Here is a 2,050-nt window from a genome sequence, read left to right as displayed (position 1 = left end):
CCTTCTTCCACGTTCCGCGCTGAGGCGGCCGCGGCTACTTGAGCAGCTTGCCGCCGACGACGATGCCGACCCCGAGCAGGGCGAGCAGCACGAAGGCGACGAAACCGTTCGTCAGCCACCACACCACGCCGAGCACCAGCACCACCGGCGCCACCGCGATCGCGGTGATCACCGGGCTCTCCTTGACCGTCTCCCAGGCCGATCGGGCCCTGACGCGGCCGGTGCGCCACATTGGCGGCGACCCACTCGTCGATGCGGTCGATCAGCGTGGCACGGTCGCCGTCGATCTGGTCGATCAATTTGCCGCACGCCGCGATCCGGCCGCTGGTGGCCTCCGGCGCGCGGGCCGCCTCGATCGCCTGATGCCTGCGGTCGTGGCAGCGGGCCAGCCGATTCGCGGCCTCGAGGACCCGGTGCCGCGCCGGGTCGGGGTCGGTGGATTCCAGGAAGGCCCGCAACAGCGCCGAGGGTGGCGGGAATTGCGTGGCATCCACACGATGGCCGGGATCGAACGGCATGATGCACGCCCCTGAATACGCTGAATTTCGTGCTTGGATACGCCAGAGCCGGGGAGGATTCGGGGGAGGTGCACTCCCCGGCACCGGCGTAGCCCCGCCCGGGCGTCGACGAATATCCGCGACGCTGCGGCGAGGAAGACGACCCGGGGAAAAATCGGGACCCTCTCAGGAAAGCGCGATTCGGCGCGACCGCGCAATAGTATGGTGTACAAATCGCCCGGTCTGCGGAAATTGTTATGCACCGTTACGGCGGGGTCACCACGAGACGTCTCCCGTGTTACCCATCCGCACATTCCCGGCAATCGGCGGGACCGTACCCGCCGCGAATGCCGCCGCATGCACTAACCTCGATAAATGTGCCGGCCTATGTGTCCTCACCCGAACTGACCTTCGGGTTCCTGTTCGCGCTGGAAGACCCGCAGCGAATCGCCGACGTCGTGCGCGACCTGATGGAGCGCCGCGCGGTCTCGGTGTTCCGGCTCGCGCGCCTGTCCGACGACGACGGCCCGCCCGAACGCTACGTGGTGAACTGGGCTGCGATACCGCAGATCTCGATCACCACCAGCGCGCCGGAGCCCGGCGATCTCCAGGCGCAGCGGATCATGCTGGTCAACGCCTTCCTCGGCGAGAACGGCGAGGTCAGCCTGTATTCCGGCACGCCGAACGCGCCGAGCTGACTCAGCGCGCCGATTCGTAGATCCGGCGCACCACGTCCTCGATGCCCGGCTCCTCGATCGACAGGTCGCGCACCTGCGCCCGGTCCGACACCGCGGCCAGTAACGCCGCCGCCGTGGTGTGTTCGGCGTCGAAGGCCAGGCGCTGGCGCATGCCGCCCGCCTCGCTGGACAGCAGCTGCGCCCCGCAGGGCAGATCGTCGAGATCCGGTGTGGGCGCGGCCAGGTCGACCACCAGCACCCGGCGCGCGCCGACGGTGGCGCCGAGCCCGGCCAGTGAACCGTCGTACACCAGCCTGCCGTGATCGACGACCAGGACGCGATCGCAGAGCCGTTCGATATCGCCCATGTCGTGGGTGGTGAGCAGCAGCGTGGTGCCGCGCTCGATCCGTTCCGCGCGCAGGAACTCGCGTAATCGTTGTTTGGACAGCACGTCCAGGCCGATCGTCGGCTCGTCCAGGATCACCAGCTCCGGCGAATGCAGCAGCGCGGCGGCCACTTCCGCGCGCATGCGCTGGCCGAGCGAGAGCTGGCGGACGGGGGTGTCGAGGGTGTCGGCCATCTCGAGCTGTTCGACCAGCTCGTGGGTGCGCTTGTCGGCGATGTCGGGATCGAGGCGGTGGATCGCCGCCAGGATCGAGAACGACTCGTGCAGCGGCAGATCCCACCACAGCTGCGAGCGCTGCCCGAACACGACGCCGATCCGCGCGGCCAGCTCCCTGCGCTGGCGCACCGGTTCCAGCCCGCAGGTGCGGACGCTGCCGGTGGTCGGCACCAGGATGCCGGTGAGCATCTTGATCGTCGTCGACTTGCCCGCGCCGTTGGCGCCGAGCAGGCCGACGATCGTGCCCTCGGCGA

At 69.0% G+C, this 2,050-nt stretch carries 3 protein-coding genes and 1 pseudogene; 1 reads left to right on the top strand and 3 read right to left on the bottom strand.

Annotation, left to right across the window (positions count from 1 at the left end; genetic code table 11):
- Nucleotides 1-34 precede the first annotated feature (34 nt).
- Together ACWDNU_RS45265 and ACWDNU_RS45260 are read right to left on the bottom strand one after the other, a co-directional pair.
- Nucleotides 35-172 (bottom strand): hypothetical protein, encoded by a 138-nt coding sequence (locus ACWDNU_RS45265; protein ID WP_449673379.1) that lies wholly within the window; start codon nucleotides 170-172, stop codon nucleotides 35-37.
- A gap of 109 nt (nucleotides 173-281) precedes the next feature.
- Nucleotides 282-518: pseudogene (locus ACWDNU_RS45260) on the bottom strand (hypothetical protein); the annotation flags it as partial.
- A 368-nt stretch (nucleotides 519-886) separates the two neighbouring features.
- On the opposite strand from ACWDNU_RS45260, the gene ACWDNU_RS45255 reads away from it, so the two are divergent.
- Nucleotides 887-1,195 carry a hypothetical protein gene (locus tag ACWDNU_RS45255; RefSeq protein WP_355276904.1) on the top strand — a complete coding sequence of 103 codons (309 nt, stop codon included), beginning with the start codon at nucleotides 887-889 and terminating at the stop codon, nucleotides 1,193-1,195.
- A 1-nt stretch (nucleotide 1,196) separates the two neighbouring features.
- Here ACWDNU_RS45255 and ACWDNU_RS45250 read toward each other — a convergent pair.
- Nucleotides 1,197-2,050, bottom strand: an 854-nt coding sequence (locus ACWDNU_RS45250; RefSeq protein WP_449673378.1) for an ABC transporter ATP-binding protein, incomplete at its 5' end; no start/stop codon positions are given.

Source organism: Amycolatopsis sp. NPDC003676 (assembly GCF_053587275.1).
The sequence above is the reverse complement of the archived record's forward strand: the minus strand, read 5'-3'. Positions and strand labels throughout refer to the sequence as shown.